Source organism: Nonomuraea sp. NPDC047897 (assembly GCF_043204415.1).
Taxonomy (GTDB): Bacteria; Actinomycetota; Actinomycetes; order Streptosporangiales; family Streptosporangiaceae; genus Nonomuraea.
Genome location: NZ_JBIDCC010000005.1, coordinates 402700 through 427855, shown reverse-complemented (window position 1 = coordinate 427855; position 25156 = coordinate 402700). Strand labels below are relative to the sequence as shown.

At 72.9% G+C, this 25156-nt stretch carries 25 protein-coding genes; 17 read left to right on the top strand and 8 right to left on the bottom strand.

Annotated elements, in window-relative coordinates; genetic code table 11:
• The first annotated feature begins 69 nt into the window (after positions 1 to 69).
• The 3 genes from ACGF0J_RS14850 to ACGF0J_RS14840 are packed head-to-tail and all read left to right on the top strand — an operon-like array spanning position 70 to position 2620.
• Positions 70 to 1038 (top strand): ATP-binding cassette domain-containing protein, encoded by a 969-nt coding sequence (locus tag ACGF0J_RS14850; protein WP_393145829.1) that lies wholly within the window; start codon positions 70 to 72, stop codon positions 1036 to 1038.
• The gene (locus ACGF0J_RS14845) at positions 1035 to 1868 is read left to right on the top strand and encodes an ABC transporter permease (protein WP_393145827.1); all 834 of its coding nucleotides are present in this window, start codon (positions 1035 to 1037) and stop codon (positions 1866 to 1868) included. Before ACGF0J_RS14850 ends, ACGF0J_RS14845 begins: the two co-directional genes overlap by 4 nt.
• A complete protein-coding gene (locus tag ACGF0J_RS14840) occupies positions 1865 to 2620 on the top strand; it encodes an ABC transporter permease (RefSeq protein ID WP_393145825.1) in 756 nt (251 codons plus the stop codon). Before ACGF0J_RS14845 ends, ACGF0J_RS14840 begins: the two co-directional genes overlap by 4 nt.
• A 52-nt stretch (positions 2621 to 2672) precedes the next feature.
• Here ACGF0J_RS14840 and ACGF0J_RS14835 read toward each other — a convergent pair whose 3' ends face one another.
• Complete coding sequence (locus tag ACGF0J_RS14835; protein ID WP_393145823.1) at positions 2673 to 3359, bottom strand: methyltransferase; 687 nt, start codon at positions 3357 to 3359, stop codon at positions 2673 to 2675.
• A 114-nt stretch (positions 3360 to 3473) separates the two neighbouring features.
• On the opposite strand from ACGF0J_RS14835, the gene pdxH reads away from it, so the two are divergent.
• From pdxH to ACGF0J_RS14795, 8 genes are all read left to right on the top strand, one after another.
• Entirely contained in the window at positions 3474 to 4112 is a 639-nt protein-coding gene (gene pdxH / locus ACGF0J_RS14830) for a pyridoxamine 5'-phosphate oxidase (RefSeq protein ID WP_393145821.1), read from the top strand.
• A 23-nt stretch (positions 4113 to 4135) separates the two neighbouring features.
• Complete coding sequence (locus tag ACGF0J_RS14825) at positions 4136 to 5785, top strand: (2,3-dihydroxybenzoyl)adenylate synthase (RefSeq protein ID WP_393145857.1); 1650 nt, start codon at positions 4136 to 4138, stop codon at positions 5783 to 5785.
• Positions 5782 to 6972 (top strand): 3-deoxy-7-phosphoheptulonate synthase, encoded by a 1191-nt coding sequence (locus tag ACGF0J_RS14820; protein ID WP_393145819.1) that lies wholly within the window; start codon positions 5782 to 5784, stop codon positions 6970 to 6972. The genes ACGF0J_RS14825 and ACGF0J_RS14820 overlap by 4 nt, the downstream gene beginning before the upstream one ends.
• 10 nt (positions 6973 to 6982) lie before the next feature.
• Entirely contained in the window at positions 6983 to 7627 is a 645-nt protein-coding gene (locus ACGF0J_RS14815; RefSeq protein ID WP_393145818.1) for a DUF2461 domain-containing protein, read from the top strand.
• A 180-nt stretch (positions 7628 to 7807) separates the two neighbouring features.
• Complete coding sequence (locus tag ACGF0J_RS14810) at positions 7808 to 9061, top strand: ABC transporter substrate-binding protein (protein ID WP_393145816.1); 1254 nt, start codon at positions 7808 to 7810, stop codon at positions 9059 to 9061.
• Positions 9058 to 9948, top strand: coding sequence for a carbohydrate ABC transporter permease (locus ACGF0J_RS14805; protein WP_393145814.1), 891 nt, complete (start codon positions 9058 to 9060; stop codon positions 9946 to 9948). The genes ACGF0J_RS14810 and ACGF0J_RS14805 overlap by 4 nt, the downstream gene beginning before the upstream one ends.
• Positions 9948 to 10781 (top strand): carbohydrate ABC transporter permease, encoded by an 834-nt coding sequence (locus tag ACGF0J_RS14800; protein WP_393145812.1) that lies wholly within the window; start codon positions 9948 to 9950, stop codon positions 10779 to 10781. The genes ACGF0J_RS14805 and ACGF0J_RS14800 overlap by 1 nt, the downstream gene beginning before the upstream one ends.
• A gap of 9 nt (positions 10782 to 10790) precedes the next feature.
• Positions 10791 to 11966, top strand: a complete 1176-nt coding sequence (locus tag ACGF0J_RS14795; RefSeq protein ID WP_393145810.1) for an ABC transporter ATP-binding protein — start codon at positions 10791 to 10793, stop codon at positions 11964 to 11966.
• A gap of 3 nt (positions 11967 to 11969) precedes the next feature.
• Here the strand turns inward: ACGF0J_RS14795 and ACGF0J_RS14790 are convergent, their stop codons facing one another.
• The 4 genes from ACGF0J_RS14790 to ACGF0J_RS14775 form a co-directional block, all read right to left on the bottom strand.
• Positions 11970 to 12632, bottom strand: coding sequence for a TMEM175 family protein (locus tag ACGF0J_RS14790; protein WP_393145808.1), 663 nt, complete (start codon positions 12630 to 12632; stop codon positions 11970 to 11972).
• A gap of 72 nt (positions 12633 to 12704) precedes the next feature.
• Positions 12705 to 14168 carry a hypothetical protein gene (locus tag ACGF0J_RS14785; RefSeq protein ID WP_393145806.1) on the bottom strand — a complete coding sequence of 488 codons (1464 nt, stop codon included), beginning with the start codon at positions 14166 to 14168 and terminating at the stop codon, positions 12705 to 12707.
• 95 nt (positions 14169 to 14263) lie between these two features.
• Entirely contained in the window at positions 14264 to 15049 is a 786-nt protein-coding gene (locus tag ACGF0J_RS14780) for a sulfite exporter TauE/SafE family protein (RefSeq protein ID WP_393145804.1), read from the bottom strand.
• 1 nt (position 15050) lies between these two features.
• Positions 15051 to 15878 (bottom strand): IclR family transcriptional regulator, encoded by an 828-nt coding sequence (locus tag ACGF0J_RS14775; RefSeq protein ID WP_393145802.1) that lies wholly within the window; start codon positions 15876 to 15878, stop codon positions 15051 to 15053.
• 244 nt (positions 15879 to 16122) lie between these two features.
• Here ACGF0J_RS14775 and ACGF0J_RS14770 point away from each other — a divergent pair, with 244 nt between their 5' ends.
• Complete coding sequence (locus ACGF0J_RS14770) at positions 16123 to 16734, top strand: hypothetical protein (protein WP_393145800.1); 612 nt, start codon at positions 16123 to 16125, stop codon at positions 16732 to 16734.
• 61 nt (positions 16735 to 16795) lie between these two features.
• Here ACGF0J_RS14770 and ACGF0J_RS14765 read toward each other — a convergent pair whose 3' ends face one another.
• Positions 16796 to 17896 carry an acetate/propionate family kinase gene (locus tag ACGF0J_RS14765; RefSeq protein WP_393145798.1) on the bottom strand — a complete coding sequence of 367 codons (1101 nt, stop codon included), beginning with the start codon at positions 17894 to 17896 and terminating at the stop codon, positions 16796 to 16798.
• 377 nt (positions 17897 to 18273) lie between these two features.
• Between ACGF0J_RS14765 and ACGF0J_RS14760 the strand changes: the two genes are divergently transcribed.
• Entirely contained in the window at positions 18274 to 19323 is a 1050-nt protein-coding gene (locus tag ACGF0J_RS14760; RefSeq protein WP_393145796.1) for a glucose 1-dehydrogenase, read from the top strand.
• Here the strand turns inward: ACGF0J_RS14760 and ACGF0J_RS14755 are convergent.
• Entirely contained in the window at positions 19295 to 20518 is a 1224-nt protein-coding gene (locus ACGF0J_RS14755) for a TerC family protein (RefSeq protein ID WP_393145794.1), read from the bottom strand. The genes ACGF0J_RS14760 and ACGF0J_RS14755 overlap by 29 nt on opposite strands.
• Positions 20519 to 20675: 157 nt before the next feature.
• Here ACGF0J_RS14755 and ACGF0J_RS14750 point away from each other — a divergent pair, with 157 nt between their 5' ends.
• Positions 20676 to 21185 carry a DUF6328 family protein gene (locus ACGF0J_RS14750; protein ID WP_393145792.1) on the top strand — a complete coding sequence of 170 codons (510 nt, stop codon included), beginning with the start codon at positions 20676 to 20678 and terminating at the stop codon, positions 21183 to 21185.
• Positions 21186 to 21223: 38 nt separating this feature from the next.
• Here the strand turns inward: ACGF0J_RS14750 and ACGF0J_RS14745 are convergent, their stop codons facing one another.
• Entirely contained in the window at positions 21224 to 22195 is a 972-nt protein-coding gene (locus ACGF0J_RS14745; RefSeq protein ID WP_393145790.1) for a carbohydrate kinase, read from the bottom strand.
• A gap of 176 nt (positions 22196 to 22371) precedes the next feature.
• On the opposite strand from ACGF0J_RS14745, the gene ACGF0J_RS14740 reads away from it, so the two are divergent.
• The 3 genes from ACGF0J_RS14740 to ACGF0J_RS14730 are packed head-to-tail and all read left to right on the top strand — an operon-like array spanning position 22372 to position 25143.
• Positions 22372 to 23367 carry a sugar ABC transporter substrate-binding protein gene (locus ACGF0J_RS14740; protein WP_393145788.1) on the top strand — a complete coding sequence of 332 codons (996 nt, stop codon included), beginning with the start codon at positions 22372 to 22374 and terminating at the stop codon, positions 23365 to 23367.
• Between the two features lie 10 nt (positions 23368 to 23377).
• The gene (locus ACGF0J_RS14735) at positions 23378 to 24340 is read left to right on the top strand and encodes an ABC transporter permease (protein WP_393145786.1); all 963 of its coding nucleotides are present in this window, start codon (positions 23378 to 23380) and stop codon (positions 24338 to 24340) included.
• The gene (locus ACGF0J_RS14730; protein ID WP_393145784.1) at positions 24337 to 25143 is read left to right on the top strand and encodes an ATP-binding cassette domain-containing protein; all 807 of its coding nucleotides are present in this window, start codon (positions 24337 to 24339) and stop codon (positions 25141 to 25143) included. The genes ACGF0J_RS14735 and ACGF0J_RS14730 overlap by 4 nt, the downstream gene beginning before the upstream one ends.
• Positions 25144 to 25156: the final 13 nt, after the last annotated feature.

Genomic DNA, 25156 nt, shown 5'->3' with positions numbered 1-25156 from the left:
GGATGCGCCCGCCCGCGCGTGGGCAGGATCTCCGGCGCAACCGACCGCTCACCCCAGGAGGTTCCGATCATGCACGGAGGCAGTGTCGAGGTGGAACGCCTCCGCAAGACCTTCGGCGAGAAGACGGCCGTGGACGACGTGTCGTTCGGTGTCGCGCCGGGCACCGTCCTCGGTCTGCTCGGCGGCAACGGCGCGGGCAAGACCACGATGGTCAACTGCCTGAGCACGCTGCTGCCCCTCGACGGCGGGCGGGCCGTCGTCGCCGGGCACGACGTCACCGACGACCCGGCGGGCGTACGCGCCTCCATCGCGCTGACGGGCCAGTTCGCCGCCGTCGACGACGTGCTGACCGGACGGCAGAACCTCGTCCTGTTCGGCAGGCTGCTCAAGCTGGGCCGCAGGGAGGCCGCCGCGCGCGCGGCGGAACTGCTCGCCGGGTTCGGCCTCGCAGACGCGGCCGACCAGCCGGTCAAGTCCTACTCCGGCGGCATGCGCCGCCGCCTCGACCTGGCCGCCAGCCTGGTCGTGCGGCGGCCCGTCATCTTCCTCGACGAGCCGACCACCGGCCTCGACCCGGCCGGGCGCAGGGAGATGTGGGGCGTCGTGTCCGGGCTGTGCGACGACGGGGCGACGCTGCTGCTGACCACCCAGTACCTGGAGGAGGCTGACCGGCTCGCCGACCGGATCGTCGTCCTCGACCAGGGCCGGGTCATCGCCGAGGGCACCCCGCGCGAGCTCAAGGACCAGGTCGGCGGCGCCGTGTGCGCCGTCCACGTCGACGTTCCCGAGCAGCGCGAGCGGGCCGTGCGCGCGCTGCGCGACCGGATGGACGGCGTCACCGAGTCCGGTGACCTGATCACCGTCCCCGGCGCCGACGCCGGCACGCTCACCGAGGTGGTGCGCGTCCTCACCGAGGCCGGGGTGGAGCCCGACGACGTGGGGCTGCGCCGGCCCACGCTCGACGACGTGTTCTTCTCCCTCACCGGCCGGCGCGAGGAGAGCGAGGAGCAGGAGGAGCAGGAGGGGACGCGGCTGTGACGCTCCCGACCAGCCCGACCGGCCCAGCCCGCGCGACCGCCGGGGCGGCCCGGCGGCCCGTCACCGAGAAGGGCCCTCGCAACCTGCTGGAGCAGGGCCTGCTGCTGGCCGGCCGCAACGTGCGGCTCGCCTCGGTGGCCGACACCGTCAGCACCATGGTCGTCTTTCCGGTGATCTTCGTTTTCGGCTTCCTGGCCATCTTCGGCAACCTGCTGGCGGCACGGGGCGTCGACTACGCCCAGTTCCTGCCGCCCGCGATCGTCGTGCAGTGGATGTTCTCGGTGGCCATCTCGGCCGCGTTCTTCTTCGCCACCGACCGGCGCACCGGCATGCTCGCCCGCTACCGGGCGATGGCCATCAACCGCGGCGCCGTGGTGGTCGGCAGGATGGCCGCCGACAGCCTGCGCGCGCTGCTGGCCATCGCGGTGATCCTCGCCGCCGGGCACGTGGCGGGCTTCCGCTTCCAGGCGGGGCCGTTCGCCGCGCTCGGCTTCGTGGCGCTCGCGGTGGGCTTCGCGCTGACGCTGTCGGCCGGCACCAGCGCGGTCGGCCTGACCGCCCGCGATCCGGAGGCGGTCTCGTCCACCCTGCACACCGTGTACCTGCCGCTGCTCATGGTCTCGTCCGCGTTCGTGCCGGCCGACGCCTTTCCCGCCTGGATCGAGCCGTTCGTCAGGGCGCAGCCGGTGACGGCGGTCATCGACGCGCTGCGCGCCCTGGCCGACGGCGGGCCCATCGCGGGGCCGCTGACCCGGGCCGTGCTGTGGATGGCCGGGCTGCTGGCGCTCTTCTCGCTGGCGGCCGTCCGCGCGTTCAGGAGGGCCACGTGAACACGCTCACCGAGACGTCCCTGCTGGCCGGGCGCAACCTGCGGCGTTTCCTGCGCAGCCCGCAGCTCATCGCCGACTCGGTCACGTTCCCGCTGATCCTGCTGTTCGTCATGCTGCTGGTCTTCGGTGAGCTGGTCGGAGGGGTCACCCGCGGCGCCTACATCGACCGGCTGGCCCCCGTGATCGTGCTGTTCAGCGCCGCCTACGGCGCGGTCGGCACCGGGGTCGGCTTCTTCACCGACCTGCGCGGCGGGATCGTCGACCGGTTCCGGGTCATGGACATCGGCCGGCTGTCGGTGCTGACCGGCCGGATCGCCGGCGACCTGGTACGGGTGCTGCTCGTCGCCGTGGTCACCACCGCGGTCGCGCACCTGGCCGGGTTCCGTTTCACGCAGGGGCCGCCGGCTGTGGTGGGCTTCTTCGGCGTCGTGCTGCTGTTCGCGTGGATCTTCCTGTGGCCGGCGATGGTCGCCGCCATGTCCGCCTCCAGCGAGCAGGCCGTCAGCGGGGCGCTCAACACGCCGATCACGCTGCTGCTCTTCCTGTCGTCGGGGTTCGTGCCCGCCGAGCAGTTCCCCGGCTGGCTGCAACCGGTCGTCCGCGCCAATCCGCTGTCCCTGGCGGGAGACGCGCTCGTGGGGCTCTCCCGTGGGGGTCCCGTGGCCGGGCCGGTGCTTTTCACCCTCGCCTGGGCGGCGGTGGCGACGGTGATATTCGTGCCGCTCGCGGTGCGCCTTTACCGGCGGCGGTGAAACGCATTCTTCCGGGCCTTTTCCGGGGCTCGAAAGAATGCGCGCCGCGTCGTTATCCGGCTCGTCGGAATTCGACGAGCCGGTATTCGATGTGCCCGTCGGCGGCGCCGCACCGCGCCGCCCGGATCGTGCCGGCCGACCAGCCGTGCCGGGTGGCCAGCTCGTCCAGGCGCTCCCGGCTGCCGAGGTCCGTGAAGCCGAGCAGTAGCCTGCCGCCCGGCTCCAGGTGCCGGGCGGCGTCCCGCAGATACGTCTCGTGGGCGCCGTAGCCGGGGTCGAAGAAGGCCCGCTCCAGCTCGCCGCCCGCTCGCTCGCCCGCCGGCGCCTCCACGAAGTTGGAGTTCCAGAAGATCAGGTCGAACCGGTCGTCGCCGCTCAGCGGGGCGAACATGTCGCCGTGCCCGACCCGTACGCGGTCCTCGACGCCGTGCCGTACGGCGTTCATGCGGGTGTTGCGGGCGGCGGCGGCGCTCACGTCGAGGGCCGTGACGGAGGCGCAGCCACGCAGCGCCGCCATTACGGCGAGGTAGCCGCAGCCGCTCCCGACCTCGCAGAACGACCCGTGCACCGGATAGGGCAGCCACTCGGCGTACAGGGCGGCCGACTGGGTCAGGTGGGGGGCGTACACCCCCGGCAGCAGGTCCCACTCCAGGCCCAGCAGCCGGAATGTCGCCGGCTCGACGATCTCCCTGTGCCGGTCGAGAAGAATTCCCGCCGCCTGTCTGGCTCGTCCATTCATCACCGCTCTCCGATCGTTGTCCGGCATTGCGTCACGATAATTATAGGCATTAGTGTTTAAAAGGCACCAGGGATGGTAATCGGGAGATGAATCTGGATAAGGACGGATATGGCGATGACCGCTACCGCAGACGTCACCCGGCTCGCCGCCGCGTACCGGCGCACGGGCATCGAGGCGCCCGACCCCGACCCCCTCGGACAGTTCGCGCGCTGGCTGGAGGAGTGGCGGGCGGCCTGCCCCGGCCTCCCGGCCTCGGCCGTGCTGGCGACGGCCGACCACCACGGGCGTCCCTCGGCCCGCTGGGTGGACGTCGCCCACGTCGACCACGGCTTCGTGTTCTTCACCCACCACGCCAGCCGCAAGGCCGCCGACCTGGCCGTCAACCGGACGGCCGCGCTCTGTTTCGGCTGGCTCGACCTCGGCCGCCAGGTCCGCGTCGACGGCACGGCCGACCGGCTGACCGACGTGGAGTCCGACGCCCACTTCGCCCGGCTGCCGCGCTCCCTGCAGGTGCTGTCCTGGGCGAGCGACCAGAGCGCCGAGATCGGCGACAGGGAGGTCGTACGGGAACGTTTCGCCCGGGTCCGCGATCGCTTCGCCGGCCAGGAGATCCCGCGGCCCGTGCACTGGGGCGGCTACCGGCTCACGCCGCTGGAGGTGGAGTTCTGGCAGCGGCGCGGCGACGAGATCCAGGACCGGCTGCGCTACCGACGCGACGACGGCGGCTGGCAGCAGGGCAGGCTCGCCCCATGAGCGCCCCCGAGGAGGACGACGCGATGATGCCCGGATGCGTGCCGTGGCCCCCCGAGGTCGCCCGGCGCTACCGCGACGAGGGGCTGTGGCGCGGGGAGACGCTCGGCGACCTGCTGCGCCGGTCCGCGCGCGAGCACGGTGACCGCACCGCCGTGGTCGCCACCGGCGGCGGCCCCGGCGCGCCCCGCCCGGTGCGGTGGACGTACCGGGAGCTGGACGAGCGGGCCGACCGGCTCGCCGCCGGGCTGCGCGCGACCGGCGTGCGGCCCGGCGACCGCGTGCTCGTCCAACTGCCCAACATCCCCGAGCTGATCGAGCTGTGCTTCGCGCTGTTCCGCACCGGCGCCGCCCCCGTGCTGGCGCTGCCGCCGCACCGCCATGACGAGATCACCCACCTGGCCGCCCACACCGAGGCCGTGGCGTACGTCATCCCCGACCGGCACCAGGGCTTCGACCACCGCGAGCTGGCCCGCCGCGTCCGCGGGGCCGTGCCCGGCCTGCGGCACGTCATCGTGTGCGGCGAGCCCGAGGAGTTCACCCCCCTCGACGGCCTGTACGCCGCCGCGCGGGACGGGGAGGCGGGCCCCACGCCGCAGGACGTGGCGCTGTTCCTGCTGTCCGGCGGCACCACCGGCCGGTCCAAGCTCATCCCGCGCACCCACGACGACTACCTGTGCAACATCCGGCTCAGCGCCGTCAACGCCCGCCTCGGTCCCGGCGACGTCTACCTGGCCGCCCTGCCCATCGCGCACAACTACGCCCTCGGCTGCCCCGGCGTGCTCGGCACCCTGCACGCGGGCGGCACCGTCGTGCTGCCGCCGACGCCCAGCCCCGACGACGCGTTCCCGCTGATCGAGAGCGAGCGCGTCACCGTGACCGGCCTGGTGCCGTCGCTCGCCCGGCTCTGGACCGAGGCCGCCGCCTGGAGCGGCCACGACCTGTCGAGCCTGCGGCTGGTCCAGGTCGGCGGCGCCGCCGTCGACCCGGAGCTGGCCCGCGCGGTGGGGGAGCGGCTCGGCCGCGTCCAGCAGTCGTTCGGCATGGCGGAGGGGCTGCTCAGCCAGAGCCCGCCGGACGACCCGCCCGACCTGCTGGCCACCACCCAGGGCAGGCCGCTGTCGGACGCCGACGAGGTGCGCGTCGTGGACGACGAAGGGCACGACGTGCCCGCCGGGCAGACCGGCGAACTGCTCGTGCGCGGCCCGTACACCATCCGCGGCTACTACCGCGCCGAGGAGCACAACACCGCCGCCTTCACCCCTGACGGCTTCTTCCGCAGCGGCGACCTGGCCAGGATCACCCCGACCGGCCACCTCGTCATCTGCGGCAGGGTCAAGGACGTCATCAACCGCGGCGGCGACAAGGTGCCCGCCGACGAGGTGGAGGAGCACCTCGTCGCCCACCCGCGGGTCCGGGCCGCCGCCGTGGTGGCCGTGCCCGACCCGTACCTCGGTGAGCGCACCTGCGCCTACGTCGTCCCCGCCGGGCCCGCGGACCAGGCGCCCACCCAGCGGGTGATCTCCGCGTTCATGCGCGAGCGGGGCGTGGCCGCCTACAAGGTGCCGGACCGCGTCGAGATCGTCCCGGCCCTGCCTCTCACCCCTGTAGGGAAGATCGACAAGGCGCGGCTGCGCGCCGGGGCGGACGCGCGGCGCGGCGGCGGGCCGGCGTGAGCCCCGCCACGGCCGCCGCGGACGGGCAGGCGCGCCCGCGCCCCGCCCCCCAGCAGCCCGACTGGGGCGACCCGGAGCTGCTGGCCGAGGTCACCCGGACGCTCGCCGGGCTGCCGCCGCTGGTCAGCCGCGCCGAGTGCGTCCGGCTCACCGAGGCGGTCGCCGAGGCGGAGCGCGGCCGGGCGCTGCTGCTCCAGGGCGGTGACTGCGCCGAACGCTTCCGCGAGTCCGGGCCCGAGCAGGTCGGCGCCAAGCTGCGGCAGCTCTACGACCTCGCCGCCGTGATGCGCGCCGCCACCGGCCTGCCCGCCGTGCCCGTCGGCCGCCTGGCCGGCCAGTACGGCAAGCCGCGCTCCTCGCCGTACGAGCGGGGCCCGGACGGCGTCCCCGTCCCCGCCTACCGCGGCGACGCCGTCAACAGCCCCGCCGACGACCCCGCCGCCCGCGACCCCGACCCGTTCCGGCTGCTGCGCGCCTACGCGTGCGCGGACCGGGTGCTGCGCGAGGTCCGCGGCTCCTGGCCGGGACGCGGCCCGCTGGAGCGCGCGTACGTCTCCCACGAGGCGCTCCTGCTCGACTACGAGCAGCCCCTCACCCGCCGGGACGGCACGACCCGCTACGCCTCCTCCGCCCACTCGGTGTGGATCGGCGAACGCACCCGCGACCCCGGCGGGCCGCACGTCGCCTTCGCCGCGGGCATCACCAACACCGTCGGTGTCAAGCTCGGGCCGTCGATCACTCCCGCGCAGGCGGTCCGGCTGACCCGCCTGCTCAACCCCGAAGGCCGCCCCGGCCGCCTGGTGTTCGTGGTGCGCCTCGGCGCGACGAGGGTCCGCACGTTGCTGCCCGAGATCGTGGGGGAGGTGACCAGGCGGGGTACACCGGTCGTGTGGTTGTGCGACCCCATGCACGGCAACACCGTGCGCATCGGCTCGGGGCCGAAGACCCGGCCCATGGAGGCGATCCTGGAGGAGGTGGTGGCGTTCGTCCGGGTGCTGCAGGCGCAGCGACGGCATCCGGCGGGGCTGCACCTGGAGATGACGCCCCAGGACGTCACCGAGTGCGTCGCCGCGCCGCGCCCGCACGCCGGGCCGCCCGCGCTGCCGCGCTACCGCACGGCCTGCGACCCCCGCCTCAACGCCGGCCAGGCGGCCGAGGTGGTCGACCGGTTCGTGAGAGTCCTGTGAAGGAGGCGACGTGAGCTTCGACGGCATCCCGCGCAAGGCCTACGACTTCTACAAGGAGCTGGAGGCCGACAACACGAAAGAGTTCTGGCACGCCCACAAGGAGACCTACGACGCCAGTGTCCGCGAACCGCTCCAGGCGCTGCTGGCCGAGCTGGCGGACGAGTTCGGCCCGGCCAAGCTCTTCCGGCCGCAGCGGGACATCCGCTTCAGCAAGGACAAGTCACCGTACAAGACCGAGCAGACGGCGAGCGTCGCCGTCGAGGGCTCCGTCGGCTACTACCTGCAGATGGAGGCGGCCGGACTGTACGTGGGGGCCGGGTTCCACGCCTTCGGCGGAGACGACACCGCCCGCTACCGGGCGGCCGTGGCCGACGACGAGGCGGGGCCCGAGCTGGCCGCCGTCACCGAACGTCTCACCAAGGACGGCTTCGAGCTGGTGGGGGAGCGGGTCAAGACGCGGCCGCGCGGCTACCCGGCCGACCATCCGCGCCTCGACCTGCTGCGCTTCGCGTCGTTGGGCGCCGAGCGGCGCATCCCCAAGACCAGGGGGACCGGCCGGCAGGCGCTGACCGCCGTCCGCGACGACTGGCGGCGCCTGCGCCCCCTGGTCGAGTGGCTCGTCACGCACGTCGTGCACGGCCGCCCGGCCTCCTGACGTGACCACAGGGCGAAGCGTGCCACGCCCGTCAGCCGTGGCGGCGGGCGCGCGCCCGGGGAAGCCGATCCCGGGACAGTCCGGCGAGTTCCGGGATCGGGAGCCGCTCCGAGGCGGACGTTTGGCCGATTGATGGACCACGCTTGGTCATAACAGCAGGTCACCGGGTAGATCCGCGATGTGCGGAGAGCGAGGGGGACACGAGCCGCGGCGGTGCTGCTGGCCGCGGTGGCGCTCGCGCCCGCCGCCGCCTGCGGGACCGGAGACGCAGGCCAGAAGCTGATCAACTTCTACAACGCCCCGCAGGAGAACCTCGCCGCCATCGTCGACCGGTGCAACGACCTGGCCGCCGGCCGCTACCGGATCGTGCTCAACACCCTGCCGCGCGACGCCGACGGACAGCGCGAGCAGCTCGTGCGCCGCCTCGCCGCCGCCGACCCCGGCCTCGACGTGCTCGGACTGGACGTGACGTGGACCGCCGAGCTGGCCGAGGCGCGATGGATCCGCGAGTGGACCGGCGAGCACGCCCGGCAGGCCAGAGCGGGCACCCTGGCCAAGCCGCTGGAGACGGCCACCTGGCGGGGCAGGCTGTACGCGGCGCCGTACAACACCAACGTCCAGCTCCTGTGGTACCGCTCCGACCTGGTCCCGGAGCCGCCGAGGACGTGGGACGAGATGATGCGGGTCGCCGCCGAGCTGGCCGCGCAGGGCAAGCCGCACTACGGCGAGGTGACCGGGGCGCAGTACGAGGGGCTCGTCGTCTGGTTCAACAGCCTGGTCGCCTCCGCGGGCGGCCGGATCCTCGACCCCGAGGGCACGAAGGTCGAGCTGGGCCCGCCCGCGCTGAAGGCGTTGCAGGTGATGCGCGACTACGCCCGTTCCAAGGCCGCGGACCCGTCGCTGCCCAACACCCAGGAGGACGCCGCCCGGCTGGCCATGGAGGGCGGCCGGGCCGCGTTCGAGGTGAACTGGCCCTTCGTGTACGCCTCGATGGCCTCGAACAAGCCCGACATGCTGCCCGTCTTCAAGTGGGCGCCCTATCCGGGCATCCAGGGGCCCGGCACCTCGCCGCTGGGCGGCGGCAACTTCGCGGTCAGCGCCTACTCGCCGAACCCGGCGGAGTCGTTCCAGGCGGCCCTGTGCCTGCGCGACCCCGCGAGCCAGCTCACCGCCGCCGTCAAGGACGGCCTGCCGCCGACCCTTGAGGCCGTCTACGACGACCCCGCCATGGCCGAGCCGTACCCGATGCGGCAGGCCATCCTCGACGCGCTCAAGACGGCCGCGCCCCGGCCCAAGACGCCCACGTACCAGAACGTCTCCACCATGATCTCGGCCGCCCTGTCGCCGCCCGCCGCGATCGACCCGCCCGCCACCCTCGGCGAGCTGCGGGAGCAGATCGGCGAGGCGCTGCGCAGCCAGGGGGTGCTGCCGTGACCGCCCGCGGGGCGCTCACCGAGGGCCAACGCTCCGAACGGCGGCTCGGGCTGTGGCTGTGCGCCCCGGCCGCGTTCATCATGCTGCTCGTCACCGGCTGGCCGATCGTCTACTCGGTGCTGCTGTCGCTGCAGCGCTACGACCTGCGTTTCCCGGCGGACCGGGCGTGGGTCGGGCTGTCCAACTACGCGGCCGTGCTGACCAGCGAGTTCTGGTGGAGCGCCCTGTGGGTGACGCTGGTCATCACCGTGATCAGCGTCGCCATCGAGCTGGTGCTCGGCATGGCGCTCGCCTTCGCCATGTACCGGGCGCTCGTGGGGCGGGGACTGGTGCGCACCGTGGTGCTCATCCCGTACGGGATCGTCACCGTCGCCGCCGCCTACGGCTGGAGGTACGCCTGGACGCCCGGCACCGGCTGGCTGGCCGGCATGCTGCCCGAGGGGTCGGCGCCGCTCACCGACCGCGTCTCCGCGATCGCCATCATCATCCTGGCGGAGGTGTGGAAGACCACGCCGTTCATGGCGCTGCTGCTCATGGCGGGCATGGCCGTCGTGCCGGAGGAGCTGATGCGCGCCGCGTCCATGGACGGGGCCTCACGCTGGCAGCGGTTCACCCGCGTGATGCTGCCGCTGATGAAGCCGGCCATCCTGGTCGCGCTGCTGTTCCGCACGCTCGACGCGTTCCGCATCTTCGACAACATCTACGTGCTGACCAACGGCTCGCAGAACACGAGCTCGGTGTCCATCACGGCCTACCACAACCTCATCGGCGGGCTGAACCTCGGCATCGGCTCCACCATGTCCGTCCTCATCCTCATCAGCGTGGCGATCATCGCCGCGCTGTTCATCGTGGGCTTCGGCACCGCCGCGCCGGGGAGCGGGCGCTGATGGAACGCCTCGACCGCAAGCGCGCCACCGGCTGGACCGTCGCCAACGTCGTGGTCGTCCTGTACGCGATGATCCCGGTGGTGTGGATCGCGTCGCTGTCGTTCAAGGACCCCGGCACGTTCACCGACGGCTCGTTCATCCCGCGCAAGTGGACGCTGGCCAACTACGCCGGCATCTTCGACAATCCCGACTTCGTGCGCGGCCTGGTCAACTCCATCGGGATCGGGCTGATCTCCACGTTCGTCGCCCTCGTCTTCGGCACCATGGCGGCCTACGCCATCGCCCGGCTCACCTTCCCCGGCAAGCGGCTGCTCATCGGCGTCTCGCTGCTGATCGCGATGTTCCCGCAGATCTCGCTGGTCAGCCCGCTGTTCCAGATCGAGCGGAGTCTCGGGCTGTTCAACACCTGGCCCGGCCTGATCCTGCCGTACATCACGTTCGCGCTGCCGCTGACCATCTACACGCTGTCGGCGTTCTTCCGGGAGATCCCGTGGGAGCTGGAGAAGGCCGCCAAGATGGACGGCGCCACCCCGTTCCAGGCGTTCTGGCAGGTCATCGTGCCACTGGCGGCTCCGGGCATGGTGACCTCGGCGATCCTGGCGTTCATCTTCTGCTGGAACGACTTCCTGTTCGCCATCTCGCTGACCTCGTCCAACGCGGCGCGGACGGCCCCGGCGACGATCTCGTTCTTCACCGGCAGCACGCAGTTCGAGGATCCCACGGGGTCGATCTCGGCGGCGGCCGTCGTCATCACGATCCCCATCGTGATCTTCGTGCTGTTCTTCCAGCGCCGGATCGTGGCCGGCCTGACGTCCGGAGCGGTGAAGGGATGACGCGAACACATGGCTGAGATCGAGCTCGACCACGTCACGAAGAGGTTCGCCGACGGGACGGTGGCGGTGGACGACTTCGACGTGCGCATCGCCGACGGCGAGTTCGTCATCCTGGTCGGCCCGTCGGGCTGCGGCAAGTCCACCACCCTCAACATGATCGCGGGCCTGGAGGACATCTCCGAGGGCGAGCTGCGCATCGACGGCGTGCGGATGAACGACAAGGCGCCGCGCGACCGCGACATCGCGATGGTCTTCCAGTCGTACGCGCTCTACCCGCACATGACCGTGCGCGAGAACATCGCCTTCCCCCTCAAGCTCGCCAAACTCGACAAGAAGGTCATCGACGAGAAGGTCGAGCACGCCGCGGGCCTGCTGGACCTCACCCCGTACCTGGACCGCAAGCCGGGGGCGCTGTCGGGCGGGCAGCGGCAGCGGGTCGCGATGGGCCGCGCGATCGTGCGCAGCCCCAAGGCGTTCCTCATGGACGAGCCGCTGTCCAACCTGGACGCCAAGCTGCGCGTGCAGATGCGCACCTCCATCTCGCGGCTGCAGAAGAACCTCGGCACGACCACCGTGTACGTCACCCACGACCAGACCGAGGCGATGACCCTCGGCGACCGGATCGTCATCATGCGGGCCGGGCTGATCCAGCAGATCGGGCCGCCCCAGGAGCTGTACGAACACCCGCGCAACCTGTTCGTGGCCGGGTTCATCGGCTCGCCGGCGATGAACTTCATGCCCGCCGAGCTGACCGGGGACAGCCTGCGCACCGCCATCGGTGACATCCCGCTGCGGGGGCGGCTGCGCCGCGCCTTCGACGGCCGCGACCCGAAGGCCAAGGACGTGCCCAAGCAGGTCATCGCGGGCATCCGGCCGGAGGCGTTCGAGGACGCCTCGCTCGTGCACGACGGCGACGGCGGCGGCGGTTTCACCGGCACCGTGGACCTGCTGGAGTCGATGGGGCCGGAGAAGCTCGCCTACTTCACCCTCGACACCGGCGGCGTCCGCTCGCGGCATCTGGAGGACGTCGCCGCCGACGAGGCCGGCGGCGGCGCGCAGCTCGTGGCCCAGCTCGACCCGAAGTCGCAGGCCCGCCGCGGGCAGCCGGTGCGGCTGTGGTTCGACTGCGAGGCCATCCACCTGTTCGACCCCGACAGCGGCGAGAACCTCACCGAACGCGCCTGACTCTCAGGCCGGCAGGGCCCTGCCGAACGCCCGGGCGGCGACGCCGCCCACCACCGGGCCGAGCAGCCAGAGCAGCGGCACCCCGTCCACCAGCCACGTCAGCCCCGCCGTGAGCAGCCAGAAGACGCCCACCACGGTGAGCGTGCCGGCCTGCACTCGCATCGCCCGCCCGTCAGCGCCGGGGCGCAGCACCCCGTCGCTGACGATCGCCCTCAGCAGCCCCGCCTGGGTGAGCAGCAGTGCCGCCACCGCGCCGGCGAACAGGCAGACGGCCAGCGGGTTGGCCACGGTCTCGCCGATCAGCCCCGTCGCGTACGGCAGCAGCACCACGACCAGCAGCAAGGGGACGTGCCAGCGCATCACCCGGGGGGTGACCCGGCCGACGAGGTCGAGCGTGCGGTGGTGCTCCCGCCACACGCCCCACAGGATGAGGAACGCGATGACGAAGGCCAGCCACGCCCCCCAGTTGTCGCCGAGGAAGCCCCACAGCCGGGCGGCCATCACGGGCCGGGGATCGTCGCTGTCGACCAGCTCGGCGGGTGGCCGGGGCAGCTCGACGGCCAGCAACGTCATCGCGATCGCGAAGACGGCGTCCACGAACGCGCCCACCCGGTCGGGGCCCTGCCCGGGCCCGGCGGCGGCCCGGACCGCGTCCGGCTCACCCATGGCCCACCTCCCGTCACCGACCGTAACAGGCGGTGTCGGGCGCCCGGCGAACCGTGGCCGTCAGCGTGGCCGTCAGCGCGGCAGGTAGGCGGACCAGCGTCCCGGCCGGATGCCCTCCAGCGGGCGCCGCTGCCAGGCCAGCAGGAACGGCGCGGGTACGGAGCGGCCCCGGTCCACGGCGATCACCCGCTTGCCCGCGGCCTCGGCGCCGCGCACCGCCGCCGGCACCTCCCGCTGCCCCGCCCAGTCCAGGACCGTGTGCCCCTCGCAGCCCATCCGGTAGGCGATCTGCACCGCCTGCTCGCCGTACACCAGGCAGGGCGGCCGCACGCGCAGGCCCTCCAGCGCGCGGGCGACGCGCACCTCGGCGTCCCGCTTGGCGAGCCGCGGCGTGACGACCTTGTCCAGCGTGACGCCCTGCAGGACGCAGTGACCGAGGAAGATCGCGGCGGCCAGGCAGGCGCCGGCCCGGCGTGGCGCCGCGCCTCGCGCGCCCGCCGTCAACGCCAGCGCCCCGTGCGCGACGGGGAAGGCCAGCAGGGCGTACGTGGGCAGCAGGAAGCGGGGCGCCGCGTACCCGACGAGGAAGACGTACGGCGCGGCCAGCGACACGCCGGCCACGGCGGGCAGCAGGGCTTCGGCCAGGCGGTCACGGCGCCGGGCCGCGTACAGGCCGAGCAGGACGAGGGCGGGGAGGACGCTCCACCACAGCACCCAGGACGGCACGGCGGGGCCGCAGTCGGCGGGCGGCCGGCACAGCAGCGGGCCGTTCAGCGCCCGGGCGTGCTCGTACAGCGAGAAGTGCAGCCCGGTCTCGTTGGCCGCTCCGGCGGCCCGCCAGCGCGCGAGCGGCCCGCCGAAGCGCACGTACGCCTCGACGACCCAGTCCGCCCAGCCGGCCGTCAGGCCGGCGAGCAGCGCGATCGCCACCCGGGGCCGCCACCGTCCGGGCCCGGCGAGCGCCGCCCCCAGCGCCAGGACGAGCCAGACGCTGTCGGGCGGCCGTACCAGCGCCACCGCCGCCACGCACAGCGCCAGCCCGGCCACGCAGCCGCGGCCGGCGTCCGGCCGCAGGCAGCGCAGGAAGAACCCGACGGCGGCCACCGCGCCGAACGCCACCCACATGTTCGGCATGGCCGCGGCGCCGTAGAACAACGCCAGCCACAGCGACGCGAACAGCAGCGCGGCCAGCGGCGCCGCCGCTCCCGGACGCAGCCGCAGCCAGGTCGCGAACGACGCGTACAGCGCCAGGGCCGACAGCACGGCCAGGTAGATCCGCAGCGCCTCCGTCGAGGACGTCACCAGCGTCACCGGCGCGACGATCAGCGTGATCCCGCGGGCGCGGGGGGCGATGAACTCGACCGCGGACACGCGGGGATCGACCTGGCTGACGTACACCACCTCGTCCCACCCCAGCCCCATGCCGGGGCCCACCGCGAGCAACTGGACGGCCCCATAGCAGCCGGCCACCAGCATCAGCAGCGCCCGCCAGGGGTCGGCCCGCAGCCACGAGGACATCGATGTGCTTGGTCGCATGAAGCCCTTCGTAACGCCGGCGCCTGCGCGGGCGCGGGCGCGACGAGAAGACTTGCCCCAAGACATGCGCAGTGATGACGCTGTCACGGCAGGTCTCAGGCGACGGCGGTCAGCCACAGGTGCAGGGCGAGGCCGAGGCCCGCGAGCGCGATGGCGAAGCGCAGCGGCCGCTCCGGCAGCCGCCGCACGACCGCCGGGCCGACCCAGCTCCCCGCCAGGCAGCCGACCGCGAGGGCACCGGCGGCGGGCCAGTGCACGGGGGCCAGGAAGGCGTAGGCGACGGCGGCGGTGATGTTGGCGGCCCCGGTGGCGATGTTCTTGACCGCGTTGGTCACCGGGAGCGGTTCGGTCGCCGAGGCCGACAGCACGGCCAGCATGAGCACGCCGGCCGCCGCCCCGAAGTAGCCGCCGTACAGGCCGACCAGCACGACCGTGCCCGCCAGCGGCAGGCTCGCCGGTGCCCGGCCGGTTGCCGCGGAGACCGAGGCGGCGGCGGCGCGCCGGTCGGCGAACCTCCTGAGCGGGTCGCGGGCCAGCAGCAGCACCGAGCCGAGCGCGATGAGCCACGGGACGACCAGCTCGAACGCCGACGCCGGGGTGCTCAGCAGCAGCCACGCGCCGAGCGAGCCGCCCGCGGCGGCGAGGACGACCAGCTTGGCGACGCGCACCCGCTGGCCGCGCAGCTCGGCGCGCGACCCGGCGGCGGAGCCGACCGTGGTGGAGAACATGGCCACCGTGTTGGTGACGTTGGCCGCGATCGGCGGCAGCCCGACGGCCAGCAGCGCCGGATAGCTGAACAGCGAGGCCAGCCCGGCGACGGAGCCGGCCAGCCCCGAGGCGATCCCGGCCAGCACCAGCAGGCCCGTGGAGGCGGCGTCCACCTCAGAACTCGGCGGCCGGATCGACCGGCGCCATCCGTTCGATGGCCAGCCGCGTGCGCTCCATCGCCGCGACGATCTCGCGCGACCGCTCGGGGGTGAGGTGGGGGACCGGCACGGAGCAGCTGATCGCGTCGGTCGCCGGGCGGCTGTAGCGCAGCGCGAAGCCGAAACACGCCACGCCCTCGTAGTTCTCCTCGTCGTCGGTGGCGTAGCCGCGCTCGCGGGTCAGCCGCAGGTCGGCGATCAGGGTGTCACGGTCGACGATGGTCTTGGGGGTGAGCGGGGTCAGCCGCTCGGGGATGGGCACCTCCGTGCTGGTGCCCAGCCGCTCGGCCAGCAGGGCCTTGCCCATCGCGGTGCTGAAGGCCGGCAGCCGGCGGCCCACCCGGCTGAACGGGCGGAGGTACTGGCTCGACTCCTTCGTCGCCAGGTAGACGATGTCGCCCCGGTCGAGGCGGCCGAAGTGGATCGTCTCGTCGAGCAGCGCGCTGAGGTCGTTGATGTGCGGCTGGACGATGCGCAGGTAGGGGTCGGTGTCGAGGTACGTCGTGCCGGCGAGCAGGGCGCGGATGCCGATGCTGTAGAGCGTGCCGGTGGGGTCGGTGCGCACCCAGCCGTGCTCGGCCAGCGTGCGGATGAGCGCGTAGACGCTGCTGCGCGGCGCGCCGAGCGCGTCGCTGAGCTCGCGCAGCCGGGCGGGGCGGTTCTGGCGCGAGGCGAGCAGTTCCAGCAGTTCCACGGTGCGCGCGGCGGATTTGACCCCGCGGACGCCGGTCTGCGCTCCGTCGTCGGTCGCGTCAACAGGAGTCGCGTCAACAGGAAGGGTCATCGCACTCATCCGATCCGGGCACGTGGTGGCTCCAACGGCTGACACCTTACCAAGCAGCGAGCAGGTTCGTTTGAAACATAGATGTCGTCTCCCTATGAAGACAGTCTGCTCTGTATGTGTCTTCGATGCGTGGCGGCGCGGGTCAACGGGCCGCAACGAGGTCTTGGCCCGGCGGAGATCGACCACCCGGCCGGACCGTTCCTAGCGTGGAGGGTGGCGGCGCGGGCCCGGAGAGGAGAAGGCCATGTTCATCCAGGTCATACAGGGGCGGGTCGGCGACACCGGCGAGATCCGGGAGGCGCTCGACCGGTGGATGCGGGAGCTCCGGCCCGCCGCGCGCGACTGGCTCGGCACCACGGCCGGGGTCACGGACGACGGCATGTTCGTGAACATCGCCCGGTTCGCCTCGCGCGAGGCCGCCCGCGCCAACTCCGAACGCCCCGAGCAGCACCGGTGGTGGATGGAGACCGCGAAGCTGTTCACCGGGGAGGTGTCCTTCCACGACTCCGACCGGGCCGAGACGTACCTGCGCGGCGGGTCCGACTCCGCCGGGTTCGTCCAGGTGATCCGGGGCCGCGTCCGTGACGCCGCCCGCGTCCGCGAGCTGATGCGGGCCGGCGAGGCGGACCTGGCCGAGGAGCGGCCCGACCTCATCGGCGGGCTCGCCGCCGTGGAGGACGACGGCGGCTACGTCGACGCGGCGTACTTCACCAGCGAGGAGGAGGCCAGGCAGGGCGAGCGCAAGGAGCTGTCGCCGCGCCTGCGCGAGGCGTTCGAGGAGATGATGAGCCTGTTCGACGGGCAGCCGGACTTCCACGACCTGCGCTCCCCGTGGCTGTACTCGCCGCCCTCCTGACCGGGGCGGACGTGACGGCGCGTGGCTTGCCGCCACTCCAGGTCAGCGGGGCGGGGGCGGCTCAGGCCAGGACGGCCAGGGCTTCGCGGGCGAGCTGCAGCTCCTCGCGCGGCTCGACCACGTAGACGGGCACGGCGGCGCCCTCGGCGCTCACCGGACCGTCCTCCGACCGGTGCGTCACGGCCGGCGGCTCGACGCCGAGCACCCGCAGCCGCCGGCAGACGTCGTCGCGCACCTCGGGCTGGTCCCAGCCGATCTCGCCGGTGAACACCAGGGCGTCGACCCGGCGCAGGGAGGCCGCCACGGCGGCGACCTCCCTGGCCACCCGGTGGCAGAACACGGCCAACGCCAGTGCCGCCGCCGCGTCGCCGTCCCCCTGGGCCGCCACCAGCTCCCGCGTGTCTCCGGACCGGCCGCCGGACAACCCGAGCAGCCCGGACTTGCGCCACAGCCCCTCGTTCAGCTCCCCGGTCGTGAGCCCGCCCTCCTCCAGCAGCCACAGCAGCATCCCCGGATCGACCGCGCCGGACCGCCTGCTCATCGGCAGCCCGTCCAACGGCGTCCAGCCCATCGAGGTGTCCACGCTGCGCGCGCCGGACACGGCGCACACCGACGCGCCGCCGCCCAGGTGGGCGAGCACCAGGTCCAGCTCCTCCACCGGCCGGCCGGTCAGCTCCGCCACCCGGTCGGCCGCCCAGGCGTAGGACAGGCCGTGGAAACCGTAGCGGCGCAGCCCGTACCGCTCGCGCCACCGCGCCGGCAGCGCGTACGTCGCCGCCTCGACGGGCAGGCCGGCGTGGAAGGCGGTGTCGGGGCAGAGCACGTGCGGCACGGCGGGCAGCAGTTCCCGGGCCGCCTCCACCAGGGCCAGCGCCGGCGGCAGGTGCAGCGGCGCCAGCCCGCGCACGGCGCGCACCGCCTCCAGGATGTCGTCGTCGGCGACCACCGCGCTCCGCACGGTGTCGCCGCCGTGCACCAGGCGGTGCGCGACGGCCTCGACGTCACGGTCCAGGCGACGGCCGAGGAACGACGACAGCTCGTCCCTGGCGGCCGCCGGGTCCAGGGCCCGTTCGGCGCGCGCGCTGTCGATGAGCACCCCGCCCTCCACGAGATCGAGCCGGAGACTGGACGATCCGGCGTTGACGGTGAGCACGCTCGTCACGATGACACTGCCTCCTCGCCTGGCGGGATCCACTCCCGGCAGGATCTTCGTCGGCGGGCCGCGCGGGCCCCTCCGGCGGGGGGGGGGGGGGGGGGCCGCGGCGCCGGCGCCGGGGGGGGGGGGGGGGGGGGCCGCCCGCCCCCGCCGGGGGGGGGCCGCGCGCGCATGAGGGGGCGGGCGGGGCCCGCGCGCCCCCGGCGGGCGCGCCCCCCCCCCCCCGCGGGGGCCGGGGGGGGGGGGGGGGGGCCCCCCCCGCCCCAGCGGGAATGCGCCGGGTGGCGGGTAGCCCGCGCCCCGGCTGAATGCGCCGCGTCCCGTCCTCCACGTGTCCGGATCGGCGCCCCGGGTAGGTGTGCGGCGACGAAGGGGTGGCGCCGATGAAAGCGATCACGGTGATTCCCGGTGAGGCCGGCAGCGTGCGGGTCGAGGACCTCGACGGTCCGGCGCCCGGCGAGGGTGAGGTGCTGGTCGAGGGGTTGCTGCTCGGCATCTGCGGCACCGACGCCGAGATCGTCGAGGAGTTCGAGCACGGCGCGCCGCCGCCGGGCCGCGACCGGCTGGTGATCGGGCACGAGTCGCTGGGCCGGGTGATCGAGGCGCCGCGGGGCAGCGGCCTGGCGGAGGGCGACCTGGTGGTGGGCATCGTCCGGCGTCCCGATCCGGTCCCGTGCGAGCCGTGCGCGAACGGGGAGTGGGACTTCTGCCGCAACGGCCGCTTCACCGAACGCGGCATCAAGGAGCACGACGGGTTCGGCGCGCGGCGGTGGCGGATCGAGCCGGAGTACGCCGTCAAGCTCGACTCCGGCCTCGGTGACCGCGGGGTGCTGCTGGAGCCGGCGTCGATCCTGGCCAAGGCCTGGGAGCAGACCGACCGGTTCGTCACCCGCACCTCCTGGCGGCCCCGGGTGGCGCTGGTCACCGGCGCGGGGCCGATCGGGTTGCTGGCGGCGCTCATGGGCGTCCAGCGCGGCCTGGAGGTGCACGTCCTCGACCGCACCGACCGCGGGCCCAAGCCGCGACTCGTCGCCGACCTCGGAGCCGTCTTCCACACCGGGGACGTCACCGGCCTCGGCGTGGAGCCGGACGTGGTGATGGAATGCACCGGTCACGGGCCGCTGGTGTTCGCCCTGCCCGAGGTGGCGGGGCGGGACGCCGTCATCTGCCTGACCGGCATCTCCTCGGCGAACCGGCTCGATGAGGCGCCCCTCGGGCTGGTCAACACGGAGCTGGTGCTGAAGAACACCGTGATGTTCGGCACCGTCAACGCCGCCCGCCGCCACTACCAGCAGGCAGCCGAGGCTCTCGTCAAGGCCGACCGGGACTGGCTCGACCGGCTGATCACGCGGCGGGTGCCGATGGAGGAGTTCGGGGCGGCGCTGGGCAAGGAGCCCGACGACATCAAGGTCGTCGTCGACCTGACCCTCTGACCGGCCCGCCCTGGGCGCGGGTCGTGGCGGAGGCGTGCGCGTCGCGGGCCCGGGCGAGCAGCTCCATGAGCCGCTCCTCCTCGCGGATCCGCGCCCGGTACTTTTCCGGCAGCTCCCTGATCTCCTCGATCTCGCGGCACAGCTTGGCGTGGATCTCCTCGCGGCGTACGGGGTCCTTCTCCACCTCCAGGTACTCCGTGGCGTGGCGGCGGGCCGCCGAGACGAGGTTCTGCGCCCGGCCCTTGGGGCTGTGCAGTGAGGCGAGCACGGTGACGACGAGCACGCCGAGGATGACGCTGAGGGACAGGCCGGTGCTGATCTCCACCACGGCGACCGGTTGACCGTCGGCGATGAACGGCACGTTGTTCTCGTGCAGCGCGTGCAGGATGAGCTTCACGCCGATGAAGGCGAGGATCGCGGCCAGGCCGTAGCCGAGGTAGATGAGGCGGTCCAGCAGCCCGTCGATGAGGAAGTAGAGCTGGCGCAGTCCGAGCAGGGAGAAGGCCGTGGCCGTGAACACCACGTACACGTTCTGCGTCAGCCCGAAGACGGCCGGGATGGAGTCGAGGGCGAACAGGATGTCGGTGCCGCCGATGGCGGCCATGACGAGCATCATCGGCGTCATGACCCGCCGGCCGTCCTGGACGGTGAACAGCTTGTCGCCGTCGTAGGCGTCGGTGGTGCGGACGAGCCTGCGGGCCAGCCGGACCATGACGTTGTCGCCGGTGTGGCTCTCCTCGCCCTCCGGCCTGACGAGGTTGCCGGCCGTGACGAGCAGGATGAGGCCGAACGCGTAGAACACCCACGCGAACGAGTTGATCAGCGCCGCGCCGAGGAAGATGAACCCGGTCCGCGCGACCAGGGAGAAGACGATGCCGAACAGCAGCACCTTCTGCTGGTCGGCGCGCGGCACCTTGAAGCTGCAGATGATGATGAGGAAGACGAAGAGGTTGTCGACCGACAGCGCCTTCTCCGTCACGTAGCCGGCGAGGTACTCGGTGCCCGTCGCGGGGTCGCCGAACAGCCACACCCCGCCGCCGAAGGCCAGCGCGACGCCGATGTAGAGCGCCGACCACGCGGCGGCCTCGCGCAGGCTGGGCGCGTGGGCCTTGCGCACGTGGAAGAAGAAGTCGAACAGGACCAGGCCGGCGATGCCGGCGATGGTCAGCCACCAGACCACAGGGGGTACGTCCACCGGGCCCGTCTACCCCGGTGGCGGATTGATCACTCCGCCCGGCCGTACCGGCTCTGATCAGCGACGCCGTCCAGCCAGGCAAAAAGCGAGGTTTTGCAGGCAAAAGTCCGGTAAGTCGTAGCGTCTGAGTGACGACTGTACGGAGAGGACGGCCCAGGTGAGCGAAGGACTGGAGTCGGGCGGGGAACCCGGCGGCGACCGCGCCGATCGCAACTTCGTGGAGCTGCTGCAGGGCGCCCGGGTGGCGGTGACCGGGGTGCAGGTGCTGTTCGCGTTCCTGCTCACCGTGCCCTTCTCGCCGGGCTTCACCCGGCTGGACGCGTTCGACCGCCGGCTGTTCTACGTGGCGCTGGTCAGCGCGGCGATCGCGTCCATCTGCTACATCGCGCCCGCGGCGCAGCACCGCGTCCTCTTCCGGCAGGGGCTGAAGGAGACGCTGGTACGCCGGTCCAACTTCTACGGCATCGCCGGGGCCCTGGCGCTCGCCGTGTCGATGACCGCGGCCACCATGCTCGTGGTCGACCACCTCTTCGACAGCACGATCGGGGCCGTCACGGCGGCGGTCGTGGCGCTGCTCGCGCTGTGGACGTGGTTCGGCCAGCCGGCGCGCGACCGCTCCAACACGCCGACGCGGGAGGGCGCGCCCTCCGACGACGGCCGCGACTAGCGACCGAGGCGGCGGGCGGCGGCCGGCCGGGTCGTACGTCAGGAGGCCGCCGGTTCCGTGAGCTGGTGTGCCCACGGCGGGCTGGCGCCGGCGACGGCGCACGTCAGCGCGGCGACCCGGGCCCCGAACGCCGCCGCGTCGGCCGCCGCGCCCAGGTCCAGGCCGTCCAGCCGTCCGCCGAGCAGGCCCCGCTCGCCCAGACGGTGCAGCAGCCCCGCCGTGAAGGCGTCACCGGCGCCGACCGTGTCCACCACCGCGACGCGGGGGGCCGCGACCTGCGTACGGGAGCCGGCCAGGGAGACGAGCGCCCCCGCCGCGCCCCTGGTCACCACGACGAGGCGGGCGCCCGCCGCGTGCCAGGCGTCGCACACCTGCTCCACCGGTTCGCCGGGGGCGAGGAAGGCGAGGTCGTCCTCGCTCAGCTTGACGATGTCGGCGAAGGCGCACCAGCGCGGCACGTCGTAGGCGTCGCGCCGCGCGAGGCTGGGCCGGACGTTCGGGTCGATCGAGACCGTGGCTCGCGTGGCGGCCTCGGCGGCGAAGCGCTCCACCGCCTCCCGTCCCGGCTCCCTGACCAGGGCGAGCGAGCCCGTGTGCAGGCAGGAGGAGCCGGCCAGGCCGCCTGCGGCCAGTTCGCCGGCGGTCCACCGCCAGTCGGCCGCGCCCTCGGCGTGGAAGCTGTAGGCGGCCTGGCCGCGCGCGTCGAGCGAGGCCACCGCGAGCGTGCTCGGCTCGGCCGCGTCCACGCAGCCTGACAGGTCCACTCCCGAGGCGGCCAGCCGGTCGCGGAACAGCGCCCCGAACACGTCGCGGGAGATCCGTCCCAGGAACCGCGTGGGCGTGCCGAGCCGCGCGAGCGCCACCGCCGTGTTCGCCGGGCCCCCGCCGGGCAGCACCCGCAGCGCCAGCTCCGGGTCCGCGGCCCGCTGACCGGCCGCGCGGCCGGCGTCGTCGCCGCTCACCCGGCCGGCGAAGGCGTCGGCCACGCACTCGCCGAGGACAGAGATCATCACAGTCGCCTCTCACCACGTTGCCGATTCGTTACGGCCGTAGACCATTGACGTTTCCCGGTTCGGAGTTCATCATCGCAACACGGCCGATGTCAACGATGACATGTGTCAACGATGACATCGAGTTCGCCCTGATAGTAGGATGAGATCCGAGACCACACTGATAGGAAGCCACCATGAAAGCTAGGCTCTCGGCCGGTCTCCTGGCTGCCGTGCTCCTCGCCACCGGATGCGGCAGCGACGACGGAGGCGGCAGCGGCCAGCAGGCCGCCTCCACCGCCAAGGTCGGCCTGATCACCAAGACGGAGACCAACCCGTTCTTCGTCAAGATGAAGGAAGGCGCGCAGAAGTCCGCGCAGGCCAACGGGCTGGAGCTGATGACGGCCGCGGGCAAGTTCGACGGCGACAACGCCTCCCAGATCACCGCCATCGAGAACATGGTGGCCGCCGGCGTCAAGGGCATCCTCATCACGCCCAGCGACACCAAGGCGATCGTCCCCGCCATCAAGAAGGCCCGCGACGCCGGCGTCCTCGTCATCGCGCTCGACACCCCGACCGACCCGCAGGACGCCACCGACGCGCTCTTCGCGACCGACAACCTCAAGGCCGGCGAACTCATCGGCCAGTACGCCAAGGCCGCCATGGCCGGCAAGCCCGCCAAGATCGCCACTCTCGACCTGGCGCCCGGCATCACGGTCGGCCAGCTCCGCCACGACGGCTTCCTCAAGGGCTTCGGCATCGCCGAGGGCGACCCGTCGATCGTCTGCTCGCAGGACACCCGCGGCGACCAGTCCAAGGGCCAGACCGCGATGGAGAACTGCCTGCAGAAGGCCCCCGACATCAACCTCGTCTACACCATCAACGAGCCGGCCGCGCTCGGCGCCCACACCGCGCTCAAGGCCAAGGGCCGCGAGAAGGACGTGCTGGTCGTCTCCGTCGACGGCGGCTGCACCGGCGTCAAGGCCGTGCAGAGCGGCCAGATCGCCGCCACCTCCCAGCAGTACCCGCTGAAGATGGCCGAGGACGGCGTCAAGGCCGTCGCCGACTACGCCAAGGGCGGCAAGAAGGCAGCCGGCTACACCGACACCGGCGTCACGCTGATCACCGACAAGGCGGTCGACGGCGTCGAAGCCAAGGACACCGCCTTCGGCCTCGCCAACTGCTGGGGCTGACATGGCCGTCATGGAAGCGACGCTGCCGCGGCGCCTCATCACCACCCCCACCGCGGGCCCGCTGGCGGCGCTCGTGCTGGCGTGCGTGTTCTTCTCGGTCAACTCCGAGCAGTTCCTCACCGGGGGCAACTTCTCGCTCATCATCCAGCAGGTCATGGTCGTCGGCACGCTCGCCATCGGCCAGACGCTGATCATCCTGACCGCGGGCATCGACCTGTCCAACGGCGCCATCATGGCGTTCGGCGGGATCGTGATGACGAAGCTGGCCGTCGACAGCGGCCTGCCGCCGCTGCTCGCCATCGCCGCCGGCCTGGCCGTCTGCGCCGCGTTCGGGCTGCTCAACGGCCTGCTGGTGATGAAGATCTCGCTGCCGCCGTTCATCGTGACCCTCGGCATGCTGAACGTGGTCTTCGCGCTGACCCACATCTACTCGCAGGACCAGACGGTCACCGACCTGCCGCCCGCGATGACGTACCTCGGCCAGACCTTCAACCTCGGCGGGACGAACGTCACCTACGGTTCGCTCCTCACCATCCTGCTGTTCCTGCTGTTCGCCTACCTGCTCGGCCAGACCGCCTGGGGCCGCCACGTGTACGCGCTCGGCAACAGCCCCGAGGTCGCCCGGCTGACCGGCATCCGCACCAACCGGCTCCTCGTCGGCGTCTACACGGTCGCCGGCCTCGTGTACGGCATCGCCGCCCTGCTCCTGGTGTCCCGCACCGGGGTGGGCGACCCGCAGGCCGGGCAGACCGACAACCTCGACAGCATCACCGCGGTCGTCCTCGGCGGCACGAGCCTGTTCGGCGGCCGGGGGCTGGTGCTCGGCACGCTGATCGGCGCCCTCATCGTGGGGGTGTTCCGCAACGGGCTGCAGCTCATGGGCGTACCGTCGATCTACCAGACCCTCATCACCGGGATCCTGGTGATCCTCGCCGTCACCGTCGACCAGCTCTCCCGCAGGAGGAACCGATGACCCCCGTCCTCCAGGCGCGCGGCCTGGTCAAGCGCTACGGCCACGTCACCGCGCTCGACGGCGCCGACTTCGACCTGATGCCCGGCGAGGTGCTCGCGGTCATCGGCGACAACGGGGCCGGCAAGACGAGCCTCATCAAGGCGCTGACCGGCGCCCTGCAGCCGGACGAGGGCGAGATCCTCCTCGACGGCAGGCCCGTCCGCTTCCGCGATCCGCTCGAAGCGCGCCGGCACGGCATCGAGACCGTCTACCAGGACCTCGCCGTCGCCGCCTCCCTCGACATCGCCACCAACATGTTCCTCGGCCGGGAGATCCGCAAGCCAGGCCTGCTCGGCACGGTGTTCCGGATGCTGGACAAGAAGCGCATGCGCGAGGAGTCGGCCCGGCACATGGCCGACCTCAAGATCGGCCTGCGCTCGCTCACCCAGTCCGTCGAGTCGCTGTCCGGCGGCCAGCGGCAGGGCGTCGCCGTGGCCAGGGCCGTCGCCTGGGCCTCCAACGTCGTCGTCATGGACGAGCCCACCGCCGCCCTCGGCGTCAAGGAGTCGGGCCAGGTGCTCGACATGATCAGACGGGTCCGCGACCGCGGCACCCCCGTCGTGCTGATCAGCCACAACATGCCGCACGTGTTCGAGATCGCCGACCGCGTCCACATCCAGCGGCTCGGCCGCCGGGTCGCCCAGATCAAACCGGGCGACTTCAGCATGGCCCAGGTCGTCGCCATCATGACCGGCGCGATGCAGGTCACGGACGGCAAGGCAGTGGTCACCGACCAGGACGCGGCGGAGGCGATCGGCCTGTAGCGGGGCCACTACC